This window comes from Gloeotrichia echinulata CP02 (assembly GCA_038087035.1).
In the GTDB taxonomy this organism is placed as follows: Bacteria; Cyanobacteriota; Cyanobacteriia; order Cyanobacteriales; family Nostocaceae; genus Gloeotrichia; species Gloeotrichia echinulata.
In genome coordinates, this window is the sequence record CP051187.1 from 1,954,151 (window position 1) to 1,970,024 (window position 15,874).

A 15,874-nucleotide genomic window follows, 5' to 3' on the forward strand; every position below is an offset into this window, starting at 1 on the left:
CAAATCTAGAAAATTTGATTTTTTTGGTCTATTCTTCAGTTATATAAATGTGTTTCCAAATGTTGATTTAGCGTTGATTGGAACTGTTCAAATCCAAATACATTCATCACTAAATCCCGCAATGACTCTGGCTGATACATCAAAGAGTTGGGATACTTCTTAATCAGAATTTCGGTCAGTGTTTGTGCCAGTGCTTGGACATCATCAGGGTTGACAAGTGCCCCTAATTTACCATGACAGAGGGCATCTATTGCCCCATCTTGATTCCCTCCTAAAACAGCTTTGCCACAGGCTAATGCTTCTAAATAAACAATACCAAAGCCTTCGGCCTTACTCGGCATAGCAAAAACATCGCAGAGATTATAGTAATCACAGAGCTTTTCATCAGGTACAAACCCAGCTAAGGTGACACAATCTTGTAGTTTTAGTTCAGCAATTAGCTGCTCAATTCGGGGTTGATCACCTCCTTGTCCGACAATAATATAGTGAACGTTAGGAATAAATTGACGAATTTGGGGCATGGCTCTGATAATTTGGTCATACCCCTTGTATCGCTCCATTCCTGCTAATCGTCCAACAGTTAAGATCACAGGTTGTTCTGGTTTGAGTCTATATTGCTTGAGCAAATAATCAGGTTTTGGTGCGATCGCAAAGCGAGAAGCATCAAAGGTGTTGGGTAGGAGGGTGACTTTTTTGGGGTCGAGGTTTTGTTGCTGTAATAGGCGATCGCGTGTGTAGCTGCTGACGGCTAAAATTAAGTCTGCCTCCATCAGAGCTGTGATCAAAGCTGTGCTTTTAATATTCCAGGCTTCTATCCCATGAGCAACTACCCAGTAACGGATACCCGTTAAACGTTTGAGTAGCAGGGACGCCAGGGCAAAATTTAGATGCGTTGCTAGCACTAAGTCTGGTTTGTGTATCAGACCCTGGCCAATGATTTGGGCTGCAAAAAAGAGTGTGCGGACTTTGAGTGGTAAACGACCTGCAAAGTGAAATCGAGTTTGGGGTAAATAGGGGTTGCTGGGCGAGGTCTGAACGTCATGTTTGATAAACACATCATACTGACTGTCAGAATAAATATTTTGTAAAGCTTGAATAAAAAATGCTGAGTAGGTTTGGATACCACCATTAAAACTAAACAGGTGGGGTGTCCAGACATGTAAATGCTTGGATTTTGCTTGATTTGACATATTCGAGAGCGTGAATTAAACCCTGAGTCGCTTGAGTGTAACTATATTTGGAAACAATACCACGGCTGTTCTCTCCCCACGTTCGCAAGCGTTGACGGTCTGATAATGCTTGCTGTAGGCTATTAGCTAAGGCAGGTACATCACCAGCGGCAAAAATTAAACCATTTTGATAATTATGAATTAAGTCTTGGGCACAACCCACATGGTTGCTGACAATGACTGGACGACCCAAACACATTGCTTCATTAATAGCCAGTCCCCAAGTTTCTCCACTACCGTAGCTGGGTAAAACAAATAAATCAGCAGCTGCGTAAGTACGGGGCATTAATGTTTGGTTTTGAAAAGGAGCAAAGTGAATATTTGGGTATCCTGCTGCTGTTTTTTTTAGTTCTTTCTCTAATGGACCAGCACCTACAAATAACAGAGATACCTGAGAAATATTTGCTAACAAGAAAGCATTGAGCAAGTCCAAAGGACGTTTTTTCTCTTCGAGTTTACCTGCGAACAGAATTACTGCATGATCACAGGGAATCCCCAAACCTTGTTTCCATAGGAATGCCTGCTGATGAACTGTATCAGCTTCAGCCAAGAAGCGATTATTATCTACTGTATGGGGAGAAAAAAACAGACGCTCATCGGCAACATGATGATAGCGGAAATAATCATAGTTGGCTTTACCAACATAAAGGAAAGCCGCAAAGCGACGATATAGTTGGCTAATAACTTGCTGTCTTGCCCAAGATTTTACACCATTAGACGCTAGCAATCGATGAGAATCTCCACGGAATAACAACGGAGTTTTACCTGTATTCCATCTCCACAAAAAACGATAGATACTGGCATAGTTATAAATCATCAACAACACTGCTTCCGGGTTAAAATCTTGAATTTGTGAGACTAGCGATGGATTTTGTAAACCCCAAAAGTGATGAGTCCCAGGATGAGAACTGATATTAGGAACAAATTCATAATCATACCCACTCAGTAATGGGATATCCCATTGGATCTCCTGCTGGAAACCTACATCGATCTGCTTTGAAACACCGAAATCCCACAAATAAAAAACTTTCACAGCTAAACCTGCTGTGTTAGCCAGATAACTAAACCAAGGAGAATAATATTGAATTGGATGGGATATAACAATCGCCAGTTTTTTCATGGGCTAACTGAACTTGTTTTTCATGAGTAATCAGGAAAGTCCTAGAAATAAACCAAATAAATTAGCAAATCTTATGACCTGGGTAATCTTGCCTTTGGTTAGGGGCAGGTGAGACTCCCACCCCACAATAAATAGTTGAATATTTTTTAATTGAGAAGTCCCTAAACTGGAAATTTTGGTATTTTATGGTTCTTCATTAAGACTACCACAATCCCCAACAGCACCATACTGGATTGAAATAAAGCAGAAACGTATACTCCAGCACTATACTCAGTCTGAAAAGAAAACGCCAATAATAGCACAGCAAACAGTGATTGGGCTGAAAGAATCGGTGCATTCATCGACCAACGAGTGACTTTTCCGTATAAGGTTCCTAAAATTATGCCCAGTCCAGCACAGCCGAAAATACCAAAATTCGCATAAGATTCAGCCAGCAACCCCCAACCAATCGTCGTGCCATAAGTATTTTCACGTTTCTGCAATCCATAGTGAATGCTCAAGATATAAGTGCCTTCATGACTGCGAATTTTATTGGAATTAAGGAAACGGGGAATCAATAGCTGTGGTATAATAGCGTAAGTTTCTCCATATAAATAGGGAATTGGTTGCGGGCTTTTCTTCTGAGCTAAAAGGAGCATCTGAATTACACTGGAACGTTCTACAAAAGATGGACTTTTTTCTGACTTGGATGATGTATATGTCTCATCTTTCTTTTGCATCTTTTCTAAACTGTAACCAATCCATTCCCTATACCAGTCTCCATACTGCCAAGGTTGAACTATCGCTGGTTTTTTTGCTTCAAACCAATACTTGACACGCATCTCGCCCTTGCCTTGTTGCAAAAAAGATAGGCAGACAGCAACAATTAAAATCGCCAAAATTGGTACTCTTTTACGACCAATAATAAAGGCAGATGTAGATACCATAAAAGTAGAAGCAGCGCCTACAAGTAGTAAACCAACTGAATCTGCTAGCATGTAGGCAATCAGGAAAATTAAAAATAATCGTGACTGAGTTTTTGATAAAGTCCGGTTACCTAACTGATATGTCAACACAAAGCTAGCCAGGACAGTTAGTCCTAAAACAGCGCCACGAACAGCAGCAAATATACCTCCGTCTAGTAATAGCCATCCTCCGTTTTTAGACACATTGAAAATAACGGCTAGCGCCATAATTAATAAGAAAAATAAATTCCCCTTTTTACCGTTTAATGCCCGATAATGTTTGGGCAAAGGAGGAGGAAATTTAACCAATCGAAACCAAACTAAAGTCCCTAAGCCTAACAATCCACCAACAGTGAGGCTAGCAAATAAATGACTGTTAGGAGAATAAATCACTACTGACGTATGATTAGTCACCAAGGGTAAGGCATGAGTCCAAGTGTATGTGAGAGCAAACAAAGGAAAAATAGGCATTCCCAATGCTCGACCAGAACACCAAAGATAGCTGGGCATAAGTGCTGCCACAGTTATTAAGATTGCTGCCAATTTAGTGATTACCGAACTAGTCTCAGCCCGAAATTCATATACCAATAACGCCACAGCAATTAGCCAAAATACTTTCAGCAGATGTCGCTGTTGATATCGTTCAACGACGGGTAGCAAAGCTAATGACTGGTAAGTGCTTGGGTAAGACTGATTCATGGTCATTTACTCTTATCAGAAGTAGCAAGACACTGATCAAAAATATGGCATTGCTTCCTGGTCATTTCTCTTGCTGTGTAAGGTTTAAAGGCTGACCAGTTCGTTTTTGGTATAAATTGTTTTGGTATAGAAAGCAATCTGTGAATAGCAGTAATTACATCACCGAGCAAGTCATCTGGTTGGTTGTTGGAGCTAAAAGTTACAGATTCCCCAGCTTGACAGCGGTTGAGAATATCAACCACAGAACTCTGACAATGGAAAATCGCAAATATGGGTTTGCGAGCTAGAACGCAGGGGTAAAGTTTGGAAGCTGTATAACTAGAGTCATTGGAACCAATCAGGAGGATAGCATCACTGTCCGTGAGGACTTTTAGTGCTTCAAAGTAGGAAATGCGAACGGGATATTCGGTCACTAAATCACCAACACCAAGCTCTTGAGCAATTGGTTCTACTGTTTTGACAGCTAATTCTTTCGGCGCATAGCTGGTGCCAACAAAGTGTAACCGAATTGATTGCCATGCGTCGGGATTTTGACGGCGATCGCACTGAATACCCAAAAATAAGGCCCGCAACGCTAGGGCCATATCATCACCACCTCGACCTACGTAAACCCAGTGACGCTTACCATCATCAGGATTAAATATTGTTTGCTGAACCGGAAGTGAGGGGAGTGCTTCAAAATCTGCCTCTGGGGCACCAAAGGGTAGAACCGTAAACTGATCCGGGCGCAAGTGAGGATATCGCTGTTGTAGGATTTGCGGATAGCCTGGTGACACACTAATCACATGACTAACTGCCCCTAGGGCAACAGGTTCTAGTAGTTTAGCTTGCAGTTGAGAAAACCCATACTTCAAACTACCACCTGGAGGCGTTGCATGACTTGATTTTTGGTAGTAATCACTGAGCCAGGGATCTTGGAAGTCTAAAATGTAAGGAATACCAAAACGACGATACCAAATCCGCCCAAGCACCATCGAGATAAATATAGTTGTGGAAAAATATACCAAATCAAACTTTTGCTGTTGCAGAAGACGATTTCCCGCCCTGAGTAGCTGAGGAAAACATCGCAGACCCAGGCTACCCATACCAATTTTTCGAGTCTGTTGGATCGATAATGCTCCTGTACGTGTGACTGGGATATGCTGGGGAACTGTTTTTGCTAACAGTGGATCGTGAACTCCTTCCACTTCATCTGGTCGCACCGTCAGAATATGAGATTCCCAGCCAAATTCTTCCAAATAAGGCAAAGACATTCTCACCCTTTGGTGATCGGGGGCGTTAATTGGTGGGAAGTGGGGACTGATAATGAGAACTCGATGATTCATTATTTCAAGTATCAAGCGAATATAATTCGCGCCTACACAGAAATATTACGCTGGCAATGGCTAACAAAAAAGTTGAATGTTCAATAATAAGCAATCAACTCATCAGCATCTGACAACATTTTATCACTGACTGTTTGTAATTTGTAACCTAATGAAGTCAAAAAAGAAATGCATTGTGCATGAAGTTCATCACCGTGAGTTGCTAGGAATATAGTTGGATGAGCATTTACAATCATAGACTTAGCTCCTAAAAGAACTTTCATTTCTGCTCCTTCCACATCAATTTTGATGTAGTGGGGAGTAGGAATATCCCCTTTAGCAATTAGGTCATCTAGAGTAACTGTTCTAATCTCAAGAGTACCTTGTGGTGATAATTTCCCTTCAGATCTAGAACAATTGACTTCAAAATAAGCAATATCAGTAGTATCTGAAACTGCTGCTTCAATAACACTAACATTAGATATACGATTTAATCTCAGGTGCTGCTTCAGATAATCAACATTAGTGGGCATTGGTTCAAATGCAAATACCTTTCCTTGAGAACCAACTAAAGTTGAGGCTAGAAGTGTGTAAAATCCAACGTTTGCGCCCAGATCGAATACAATACTTCCCTCGATTATAGTTTGCTCAAACATAATTTGCTTATCGTATTCATAGCTGCCTAACCAACAGCCGTGTTGACTTGAACCTGTAATCCACTTTTTTCCCTTAAGTCTACCCTGTAAGATAGGTAAAATAGTTGTAGATGGAATTATTTTTAGGAGCAAGCGTAGAAGTTTTCCCATGAGAGATTGATTGGAAATTCCGGATACATTGATTGTCATTTTTTTTCTAATCAATTATTTGCTAAAATGATTTCTGAAAAATTATCTTGGCAGAAATAACCCGTTTGTATGTTCTGGCAATTCTTCAGCTAGATAGGGCTTACCTTGACTATTGAGGAAGTGACAGTAGTACCCAAAATTTGCTAAATACTCCCTAACTCGTTGCCCATTTTCACCAGCTAATTCTGCATAGATAGCTTTAATGCGCTGCTCTTTGAGTAAGACTTCTGCCCCTTGTAAAGCAGGAATCTCGTAGCCTTCTACGTCTAATTTCCACAAATGAACAGTTGTGAGCGAACGTGCTACCAACTCATCTGCTAGACGTACAATCTGAATCTCCTCACCTTCAGTCTCAGATATTTGGTTCCAAGCCCCGTGCCCAAAATTATCTCCAATACTCTGTAGGCGAAGTTTAGCCGTGGAGGCACCAAGACCAAATCGCAGAAGTTCTACAGGTAGGGCTTTATGGGCAGAGAGACACTCTGCTAGCCAGTTACCTGCTTCCCTCCCAGGTTCAAATGCTAATACTTTTCCCTGTGGAATCCATTGAGATAAATACATCAGCATTTGACCGATATTCGCTCCAGAATCTACAATAATTCCATCTTTTGGCAGGAATCTTGTAGCCCAGTTGATAAATCCTTCTCCCTCATATTTGCCATAAACAATCCAGCGATGAGTGGGATTTGTGAGATCAAGTTTCCAGGTAATTCCTGCTCCGGTTTTTACCCAGCATATACCGTGAGAAGATATAGTTTGACCAAACATTCGCTCACATATCCCTAATTTATGAGGAAAGTCAAGTGATTGTATCCAGGCTAGAGGCAAAGGTAGAGCAATAGTTCTCATGAATTTTATTAGCTAAAACAATTCCGTAGATTGTCTTTAAATTTTATGCCATTCAGAACCTTCATTAGCTATGAACTAATTTATGGTAAAGCTTGGAGACTGCCACCACAACTTAGAATTGATTTATCTGTCACTTTTCGCAGAGTTTCGGCCTCTTCATGATTAATATATAAATGGAGCTTAGAACCCTCATATTTTTGCAGAAAATCAACCACTCTCAAAACACTCAAATAACGATCATAATAATTTATGACTGCTTCTCTCATTTTTTCAATAACATTTTTTTTCAATTTGTTTGCATAAGCGATAACTTGAGGAATTTCTTCTAAGCATTTATAGGTTAAGCAGGTTTCACCATTAATCAGAGGTGGAAAAAACCAATGTTCATAGCTGAGAATAGGAATTGTTCCTACTGCCATAGCTTCAATGGCATTGTGGCACATCAGCATATAACCACCAGGAAGTGCCAGGAAAAAGTTAGCATTAGACAATTCATTTAACCATTTTTCAGGCAACCCTTTACAGGTACAAAAAACTAGTGAGTAATCTTTATATTTATTAGGATTATCATTAAAATTCTTCCTCTCTTTGAATTTTTGAATAACACATATATTTAGGATGGTTGAATTTTCAGTCAAGAATTGAACACATCGCTCACGCGATGGTACGCTATAATATCTTTCAACTAAATGTTTATCACCTAGAAATCGAGTATTACCTGAGAAAAAAATAGATATAGATCTATTTTTCAACCGCAGTTGACTAATGTCAGTATTAAATTTTTCATGATTTTGTAAAAAATAAGGGTGAATCCCATATGGTAGCATAAAAGATTCCGTTTTTGGCTTTTGTGATACATCAGTTTCTATAATTATCTGAGTTTTTTTTGCTGTGAATTTAGATACATCGTTTTCATTATTTTCATTATTATCACAAATAACCACTACATCTGCTTGAAAGATATCAGGAATTGTTGAAACCACCTTTAAGTTTTTAATGGAAAAGATTCTTCTACCTTCGTACCCTAGATTTATATATTCTTTGATATTATTTTCTTTACAGAGAAAAATTAATTGTGGAAAAGATAGACTGAAAATATGGAGTAATTGATATACATATCTTTGTTGTAAATTAGGTAAATAAACCAAAGTAGTACCTTCTGATTTTACATGTTTTAATTCTTGTTCAAAGCGTCTTCGTGCATAACCTGGAAAATGAAAAAAGTAATTTTCCGTCAATTTTTGTGGTAGTCTTTTTTCTCTTATAATAAATTCAATAAAATAAGACAGTAAATTTCCTAAATCGATAAGCTTTTTCATAATCATCTCTGTACAAAATCAGTTAATAATTTAACAAAACTCCACAAATAAATCACATCAATTTTAAAACCTAGAGCTTTCTCAACAGCATGTTGAGTATGATGTGTTCCAATACTGCTCGCTTAAGGAAATCAAGTAGGCTGAAACCCTTGAAATATTGTTGTCTATGATGACCAAAAAGGGCTTAACCGAGCAGTATTGTGATCTGTTCAGCTAATTTTATCAAAACTACAGGTTTCAACCAGGTTGAGGTTTAGAAGAGATTAATTTATGGTAAAGCTGCTCATATTGAGTAACAACCACATCAGCAGAAAAGCACTGTTCAACACGTTGACGGCAATGATAACGATTAATCTGAGATATTTTTTGGATCGCACTACAAGCTTCCTCAAAATTATTCACCAAATAACCATCTACACCCTCACGCACAATTTCTGGCAATGCTCCGCGATGACAAGAAATTACAGGCGTACCACAGGCTAAAGCTTCAGCAAAAACAATTCCAAAAGGTTCATCCCATTGAATGGGGACAATCATCACCGCTGCTTGACCAAGTAATTCATTTTTCTGAGCATCGTTGACAGATCCAATATATTCAATACCATCTTTCCCAAGATAAGGGGCTATTTCCTGTTCCCAGTAGTGTTTTCCCTCATCTGTATTGACTTGGTTTCCAGCAATAATTAAGCGCTTTCCTGCTTTGCGAGCTGCGGCGATCGCCTGATGCGCTCCTTTAATCTCTTCGACTCGACTGAGAAAAACTAAGGGAGCATCTGGTGTTACAGTTGGACAGAAAGTATATTTTTCTAGTTCAACGCAATTGTGAATTGTCTGCCAAACTCCTCCAGCCTTCTGCCCAATGCCGCTAATGTAATCACTGCAACCAGTAAAGGTTAGAGAACCTTTGGCTAATTTTGCCCCCCAACTGGTCGTTCGGTGGCTGGGGTTGCGCTGATAAGACATGATCTTGGGTAAGCGAGAGTTGAGAAGGGGTAACAAATAAAGGACGCGAGAAAAACTGTGAACGATATCCGGTTGAAATTGCTGCACAGCAGACCACAAGACCGTTGTGTTTTTTAATGCATCTAATTTGTTTTGAGATTGCTTGCCCCACCAAGGAAAAAATTGACTGGCTTTTGCGCTAGACTCAGGGTGAGCAACGAGTCCCACAGTATGACCACAGCTTCGTAGTCCAGTGACCAATAAATCAACAATACGTTCAATACCACCATAAAGTTTTGGTGGTACTGGGAGTTCCGGATCTGCAGTCAGTAAGATACGCATTTCAGGCTGATGTTTCAAACAACTTTTCCCATGCAGATAGATTAATATCCGCTTGTCCTTTCTGCTCAACTGGCACTTGATTTTTCATCACCAACTGTTGAATTTTTGGTAATAGCTCTAGATAACGAGGTGGTTTAGTAGCAGGACGTAACAACCATGCTTGCTCCGATTTGAGGTTTAAACGCCAACCACCAGCACGACCTATACGCTGAAAGAGCATAATCTCAGGAGATCTGGGATAACCGCGATTTAAATATTTGATTGCTAATGTTTCTAGTATGAGACGACCTTGAATAAGTGGTAAATATCTATTTAACTTTTCTTTATCCATTAAAAAGCAACGGGTGCTGAACCAATCATTACACCAACCACCTTTAACAGGAATCAACGGCCGTCCCTCATGAACACTCGGTGCATCCGGAAGATGATTTTCTTGGTGAAATGGTGGGCTAATTCTTGGGCTAGCAGCTACTGCTTGAGGATATTTATCTATTAGATATTTAGCTTCAACTGACCAATCATAGTTTGGCGCTTGATAAAGCAGCATATCAGCATCGTAATGGATAAGATAGGATGTGGTGGTTGCTTCAAAGGCTGCTAGATAAGACATAAGCGCACAGGCACCATAGTCATGAGTTTCATTTACCCAATTACCCAAGTACTTGCGAGCAATAACTGGCTGCAAAGAGTTTCCTGGATGCAGGTAAACAATTCGATCTAGATAACCCTTTGCTTTTAAGTCTTCGGCAATCCTCACGATTTTTTGGACTTTCTGACTAAATTGAGGTTCAGGAAAGCGAATATCGGGATCGATAATCTTAGTTTTCTGTGGGCGACAACAGTCAACTATTGCTAGGGTTTCATCGACATTAGCACGATGTGCAGTAACTAGATTTGGTACTGTTAGATGAGCGTAGGCAATATCACTAGGTGAAAGGTTAATCTGCAGAGTTACATTATGCATAAGGGGATGTTTGAAAAGTCTAATTTACTACTCACCTTGGCGGTTAGAAACCGCGTCTATACAGACAATAATTTTATTTTAAATGGTAATATGTATTACGAAATAAAGGCTATGTTAACGGTTTTCCAGAGGAAATTAACTTGTGTTTCCCAGCAAAATTGCTCTTTAGCGGCTTGTAAAGAAGCAGCTTGAGCAGCTGGCAATTTCTCAGATTCACAGAGTAAATTTTTGAGTGCTTGAGCTAGTGCTATTGGATCATTGCTGGGTATCAAGTGACCAATTGCCGGATATTGAGATAAAATTTCTCTTTGACCTGCAGTATCAGTAGCAATAATTGCTAGACCAGCTTGTAGATATTGAAAAAGTTTATTTGTGACTGTAAGATTGCGACTAGGAATATCGTTATACTCCAAAGCCAAACCAATATCATGTTCAGCAATACGAGATAATAATTCTCCGTTGGGAACAGTAGGGTGAATAAAGAGGCGATCGCGCCATTCATCAGGTACTAATGGCTCTAACCATTGGCGGGAACTTTCCGGGTAATTACCCCGTAAATGAATTTCTAAGGGAATTTTGATATAGGGTAAAGCTTCAAATAAAGTTTCCAGACCTCTTCCCGGTCCAATGGTTTGGGAAAACCAATGCACAGAGGGTACATTGAGATTTTGGCGATCGCGCTTTTGCTGGTCAATTTGCAAGCGCTCAGACCAGGGAAAAACGTTATAAATCACTGTGGGCTGGCGTGCGTGATAAGCTTTGGCTAGAGCCTCAGCTAAGGACTGGGAGGTGGTAAGACAATAGTTACACTCCTGGGCTAGTCGGCTTTCGAGCAGTTTTAGCTGCGTAATCGGACGGCTGACACGAGCCAATGGTAACAGGTCTTCAGAAAACCAGTCTTCAAAATCTACACCTACCTTATAACCTTCATTTAACAGTTGGTTTCCTACCCAAAGTCCTGCTTCTGAGTGGACTATCGTTAAATCTGCACGGGTTTTTCGAGCAACTTTTAGCATCGCTTTTGCTCCGTAGCCCAGTAGGTCAGGTGAAAATATCCCGAAACGTTGAAATTTTTCTCTGGCTAAACGTCCCTGGAGCCGAATAGCCCAGTTGTTAAATTTTTGGTTTGGTTGAAAGTCGATAATGGGTGCAAATTGCCATTTTTTGTTCGCCATGAGTAGGCGATCGCGCTTTACTAGTTCTGGCTCAAACCAAAAACCGCGTACTGTTACATCATGTCCAGCATTTGCTAAGGCCTCAGCTTCTTTTTGTGGTCGGGGAGCTGTGCAAAGGTGAGCGCCGATTAAAATCAAAATTTTTGCCATTAGATTAGATATTTTGCATATTTTTCTGCCTTAAACGCTCAAAACTCGCTCAAATAGCCTTGACAAATTCCAGCCTACCGCAGCTTTTAGATATCCGTTTTTATAAGCAAATCTCTGAATTCTTTTTGCTTGCTTCCAGCCCACAAGTGATGACCAAAGCTGAAACATTGGTCCACCTGAAGGTTTCAAATCAGAACCCCCAAATTGTTTAACTTTTGCTTCAGCTTTTTGCTGTAAGTCTGGGACATCAGGATAAACTTCATAAATAAAGCGTTGAAAAACAGTTGTACAAGCATGGCGTGTACGCAAGCTGTCTTCTTTGTCCAACAAATTATTCGTGCCAAGTTCCAGGGACAAAAAAGCAGATTCCCAAGCCTTACGAGACTTGGAACCACTGAGACTGTTGGTATTTCCAGACCTGTAATATGTTCTAGCTCCCTGGCAAAATTTAACTCCCTGACTCACTAAAAGAATGCGACTAAAATAATCAAAATCATTGATTAGGGATAATTTTTCGTTCCAACAACCCGCTCTTTCTGCTATGTGTCGTGGTACTAACCAAGCGGCTCCATGCATCATGTAATGACCTTCCCAAGCACAAATTAGCCACTCAATCGGTGACATATCTACCCAGAGAGGTTGAGAAATAAACAAAGCTTCTTCAGGAGATTGGTAAAATCTTGCCCATTCTCCTGATGCTACAAACTCAGAATTGCTATCACCCAACAGATGAATCTGGCGCTCAATTTTGTCAGGTGCTAGCAAGTCATCTGCATCGAGATACTCAATAAAATCTCCTTGAGCTTCTTGTAAGGCACGATTTTCGGCTGCGCTCTGTCCTTTATTTTCTTGGCTAATGACTTTAACTTTAGAGGATGCAAAAGTTTTAGCTACTGCAAGAGTGTTATCTGTTGAACCATCATCCACAATAATGATTTCTGTGTTTTGCCATGTCTGGGCTAAAGCAGATTCTAGGGTTTCTGCTAGCCATGCTTCTACATTGAAAGCTGGTATTACGATTGAAACTAGAGGGTTTATGCTCATAATTAATAACTATTAGATCATAAATATTTTGTTTTCAGGCGTTCATATAAACAACTTTTGTCATAATTAGCATTCTTATCTAAATTATTTTGTCGCCAGATTTCATTCCATAGATGAACTGCATAACTTTTTGTAGTGATTTTTCCTGGGTTTGTCTCAGGACTGATAATTGGTCTAATCAGATCTTTTACTGCTTTGATAGCTTTTTTAATTGTGATTTTTTCTGGCGAATAAACTATTTTATCCACAGCCCTCCATGTGATTGGACAAAATGCTTCATGTGAGACAATATACTCTTGGTATTCTAGTTCTTTCACAACTTTTTGTAATAGCAATGGACCAATCTCTCCATAACCTAAATCTCCTGGCTCCTTACTATTGCTAATTTCACAAATATTATTAGCTAAATTACTAAATTTAGGCAATTTTAATACGCAATTATTAGCCAGGGAACCCCACTTACCTTCATAACTAGAGGAAATTACAAAGTCTAATTCAAAATCAAAGGGCTTGAGACAAATTACATCAGTATCTACCCACCAACCACCTATTTTTTTCAAAAGATGGTACCGAAAGAGGTCTGCAAATCCTGCATAGCTTCCTTTACCCCACCCCGATTTATGGGTAAAAATACGCTCAGATGGTAAAATTTGATTACCATCCTTAATTACTGTATTTTTGGGAATATTTTTAACATCACTATAAACATATAAGTGATATTCATGCCCAGATTTTATAAATGAATTGATAGATAGTTGTTCCATAATTGAAAGTTCACCACCTATCCATAAACCCTGAATTATTTTGTTACTTATTAACATAATGATTTATTAATTAGTATATTAAATAGGTTTATGCTAATTTTTAATTTCGTTATGTATTCTGTCAAATATGTTTCCACCCGTAGCGGAAATACCAGGGTTTAGAGTCGGCAACGTAGTGGTGTAATACAGCTTTCGGCTCAATGACTTCTCCTTGATTGGGCATTACAATGTAATCTGCCGCCGGAGCAACAGCACAGGGTTTACCCGCCATCAACATAGCGATAAGTGCCTGTTCTTGGTAATAGTGAGTGCCTTGTTGCTCAATCATGGTTTTACACCAGTATTCGAGTTGTTCCCAGTCAATGTCCTCACTCTTCAGCCCACAAATGCCAACGTTGAGCCTGTCGGAGATCGGCGCTTTTGCTAAAGATGCCATCAAAGTTTCAGGATAACCATAGGCAGTTTCAGTGTCTACCATGTGGCAGGGAATTTCGGGAGACTTGAGCCAATCTAGTAGCATAGTCGGCGCACGGAAAAACAGCATATCGGAATCAAGCACTAGTTTCCAACCTCTACTACCAACATGAATATCAGTCAGTTTGCGGATGTTGGGGTAGTTTTCTCTGCGTTCTCGCAGATAAGGAAATTTGTGCGCTGGCAAACATTCTTCAATACGGGTGTCAAGCTCTGGCTTAAGGAAAATTTTGGCGTTGGGAAACACTTGGCGAATGGCATTTTGGTATTGTTTCTCCAGAGAACCATCGTCATAAATGACTGGACAAATGGGCACATCGGTATGCCTAGCCATTGAGTAAGCGCAGAAGCAGGTCTGATACCAGAACTTTTTACCTGTCAAAAAATGGATTTGCAGGGGAGGTACTGAGGAAGTAGGGGAAATCGTGGGTAGTTGATAAGCTGCTTGCTGCATCTGGTCTTGTGCCCAAGCATCAATTACTGTATTGATTAACCCCTTACGCCAGATCTTCTGCAATGCTTCTTTGGGAGCGTAGTAAAATTTGTAAGCGAGCTTCCCCAAATGCCAACGCTTTGCAACCGGGCGAAAATTTTTGATTAATGTCATGGAATGCAACATTATGAAAGAAGATAATTTACTTTTTACGACATACTATTACCTAGTTCAAAAAGCATTTAAATGTTCTCTAAGCTAGCGACTAATTTTTTTAATTCTTCATTAGTGACTGTCTGGATTTTTGAGTAATCAGGTCTTTGAAAATACCTGAAAATAGATGCTGCATTTCGTATACCAATTATTTTTGCTATGATTTGAAATATCTTGCCACCTAGATTTTCTAAATTACTTTGAGGAGACTTTTGCCAAATTTCTAGTACTTTATTTTCAAAGGTTAAATCAAAATTTTTGGGCAATCTACGCCAGCCAATTAACGCACACTCACCTGTTATTCTCCGAGCTGCAAATGTTGATTCATTAACAGGACAGTTTTTGATGAATGTCAACGCTAATGCTAGGGAAGCTACTCCTAACTTTTCCCAATGATTCGTATATCGTTCCTCCTCATGTTCGCCATAAATGCTGTAATAACCGTTGACTTTAGTAATTTTTGCAGAGTAAGCTGCCAAATTATAATAAATCCAGACATCTCCTACTGGGTCATAAATCCGATTTTCCGGAACTATTGGATTTATTAAATATTTCTGTAAATAGCTCCGGCGGTATATTGGATTGCAGGGAAGTGGTTGAACTTTCAAATAAAATTCAGCTGCTTGGGTAACAGTAGTCAGGATACGTGTGGGTTGGGAAATAAGAGCATTGTAGTCTCCCTGAAGCTTGACACTAGCTTCATCGGTGTAGCAAATATCTGCTTGATTGTCTTCTAAAGCAGCAATTTGGGTAATGAATTTTTCTGGATGCACTATATCATCCGAGTCTAAAAAGAAAATATATTTACCTTTTGCTTCTCTGAGTCCTCGATTTCTAGCAACAATTGAACCTTGGTTAGTTTGACGAATGAAGCAAATTGGTAAATTCAAAAAACCCGCCAGACAATCCGATAACGGCTGTTGTGAACCGTCATCAACAACGATGATTTCAACAATTAAATCTTGAATAGCATGGTGAATACTCTCAAGGGTATATTTGAGCATTTCCACGCGATTATAGGCAGGAATGATGACAGATAAATCTATTGACATTGCTATATCTTA

General features: G+C 39.6%; 14 protein-coding genes. All 14 read right to left on the reverse strand.

What is annotated here, in order from left to right:
* Positions 1-35: 35 nt before the first annotated feature.
* The 14 genes from HEQ19_08615 to HEQ19_08680 all read right to left on the reverse strand — a co-directional run bounded on the left by HEQ19_08615 (position 36) and on the right by HEQ19_08680 (position 15,862).
* Positions 36-1,190, reverse strand: a complete 1,155-nt coding sequence (locus HEQ19_08615; GenBank protein WYL99581.1) for a glycosyltransferase — start codon at positions 1,188-1,190, stop codon at positions 36-38.
* On the reverse strand, positions 1,135-2,349 hold the full coding sequence (locus HEQ19_08620) for a glycosyltransferase family 4 protein (GenBank protein WYL99582.1): 1,215 nt from the start codon (positions 2,347-2,349) through the stop codon (positions 1,135-1,137). The genes HEQ19_08615 and HEQ19_08620 overlap by 56 nt, the downstream gene beginning before the upstream one ends.
* A gap of 161 nt (positions 2,350-2,510) precedes the next feature.
* Positions 2,511-3,992 carry an O-antigen polysaccharide polymerase Wzy gene (gene wzy, locus HEQ19_08625; protein ID WYL99583.1) on the reverse strand — a complete coding sequence of 494 codons (1,482 nt, stop codon included), beginning with the start codon at positions 3,990-3,992 and terminating at the stop codon, positions 2,511-2,513.
* A 2-nt stretch (positions 3,993-3,994) separates the two neighbouring features.
* Positions 3,995-5,245, reverse strand: coding sequence for a glycosyltransferase (locus HEQ19_08630; GenBank protein ID WYL99584.2), 1,251 nt, complete (start codon positions 5,243-5,245; stop codon positions 3,995-3,997).
* 152 nt (positions 5,246-5,397) lie between these two features.
* Complete coding sequence (locus HEQ19_08635) at positions 5,398-6,141, reverse strand: FkbM family methyltransferase (protein ID WYM03315.2); 744 nt, start codon at positions 6,139-6,141, stop codon at positions 5,398-5,400.
* Between the two features lie 42 nt (positions 6,142-6,183).
* The gene (locus tag HEQ19_08640) at positions 6,184-6,990 is read right to left on the reverse strand and encodes an FkbM family methyltransferase (GenBank protein WYL99585.1); all 807 of its coding nucleotides are present in this window, start codon (positions 6,988-6,990) and stop codon (positions 6,184-6,186) included.
* An 80-nt stretch (positions 6,991-7,070) separates the two neighbouring features.
* A complete protein-coding gene (locus HEQ19_08645; protein WYL99586.1) occupies positions 7,071-8,309 on the reverse strand; it encodes a hypothetical protein in 1,239 nt (412 codons plus the stop codon).
* Between the two features lie 237 nt (positions 8,310-8,546).
* Positions 8,547-9,611 (reverse strand): glycosyltransferase, encoded by a 1,065-nt coding sequence (locus tag HEQ19_08650; protein ID WYM03316.2) that lies wholly within the window; start codon positions 9,609-9,611, stop codon positions 8,547-8,549.
* On the reverse strand, positions 9,595-10,557 hold the full coding sequence (locus HEQ19_08655; protein WYL99587.1) for a hypothetical protein: 963 nt from the start codon (positions 10,555-10,557) through the stop codon (positions 9,595-9,597). The genes HEQ19_08650 and HEQ19_08655 overlap by 17 nt, the downstream gene beginning before the upstream one ends.
* 95 nt (positions 10,558-10,652) lie before the next feature.
* On the reverse strand, positions 10,653-11,882 hold the full coding sequence (locus tag HEQ19_08660; protein WYL99588.1) for a glycosyltransferase: 1,230 nt from the start codon (positions 11,880-11,882) through the stop codon (positions 10,653-10,655).
* A 30-nt stretch (positions 11,883-11,912) separates the two neighbouring features.
* A complete protein-coding gene (locus HEQ19_08665) occupies positions 11,913-12,926 on the reverse strand; it encodes a glycosyltransferase family 2 protein (protein WYL99589.1) in 1,014 nt (337 codons plus the stop codon).
* A gap of 17 nt (positions 12,927-12,943) precedes the next feature.
* Positions 12,944-13,690: a glycosyltransferase gene (locus HEQ19_08670; GenBank protein WYL99590.1), complete on the reverse strand. Its 747-nt coding sequence runs from the start codon at positions 13,688-13,690 to the stop codon at positions 12,944-12,946.
* A 121-nt stretch (positions 13,691-13,811) separates the two neighbouring features.
* Entirely contained in the window at positions 13,812-14,771 is a 960-nt protein-coding gene (locus tag HEQ19_08675) for a glycosyl transferase (GenBank protein ID WYL99591.2), read from the reverse strand.
* Positions 14,772-14,839: 68 nt separating this feature from the next.
* On the reverse strand, positions 14,840-15,862 hold the full coding sequence (locus HEQ19_08680; GenBank protein WYL99592.1) for a glycosyltransferase family A protein: 1,023 nt from the start codon (positions 15,860-15,862) through the stop codon (positions 14,840-14,842).
* Positions 15,863-15,874: the final 12 nt, after the last annotated feature.

Bases quoted from the DNA above. Each gene is read 5' to 3' on its own strand.
- HEQ19_08615 (WYL99581.1), bottom strand. From the start codon at position 1,190: ATGTCAAATCAAGCAAAATCCAAGCATTTACATGTCTGGACACCCCAC.
- HEQ19_08620 (WYL99582.1), bottom strand. From the start codon at position 2,349: ATGAAAAAACTGGCGATTGTTATATCCCATCCAATTCAATATTATTCT.
- wzy (WYL99583.1), bottom strand. From the start codon at position 3,992: ATGAATCAGTCTTACCCAAGCACTTACCAGTCATTAGCTTTGCTACCC.
- HEQ19_08630 (WYL99584.2), bottom strand. From the start codon at position 5,245: ATGTCTTTGCCTTATTTGGAAGAATTTGGCTGGGAATCTCATATTCTG.
- HEQ19_08635 (WYM03315.2), bottom strand. From the start codon at position 6,141: ATGACAATCAATGTATCCGGAATTTCCAATCAATCTCTCATGGGAAAA.
- HEQ19_08640 (WYL99585.1), bottom strand. From the start codon at position 6,990: ATGAGAACTATTGCTCTACCTTTGCCTCTAGCCTGGATACAATCACTT.
- HEQ19_08645 (WYL99586.1), bottom strand. From the start codon at position 8,309: ATGAAAAAGCTTATCGATTTAGGAAATTTACTGTCTTATTTTATTGAA.
- HEQ19_08655 (WYL99587.1), bottom strand. From the start codon at position 10,557: ATGCATAATGTAACTCTGCAGATTAACCTTTCACCTAGTGATATTGCC.
- HEQ19_08660 (WYL99588.1), bottom strand. From the start codon at position 11,882: ATGGCAAAAATTTTGATTTTAATCGGCGCTCACCTTTGCACAGCTCCC.
- HEQ19_08665 (WYL99589.1), bottom strand. From the start codon at position 12,926: ATGAGCATAAACCCTCTAGTTTCAATCGTAATACCAGCTTTCAATGTA.
- HEQ19_08670 (WYL99590.1), bottom strand. From the start codon at position 13,690: ATGGAACAACTATCTATCAATTCATTTATAAAATCTGGGCATGAATAT.
- HEQ19_08675 (WYL99591.2), bottom strand. From the start codon at position 14,771: ATGACATTAATCAAAAATTTTCGCCCGGTTGCAAAGCGTTGGCATTTG.
- HEQ19_08680 (WYL99592.1), bottom strand. From the start codon at position 15,862: ATGTCAATAGATTTATCTGTCATCATTCCTGCCTATAATCGCGTGGAA.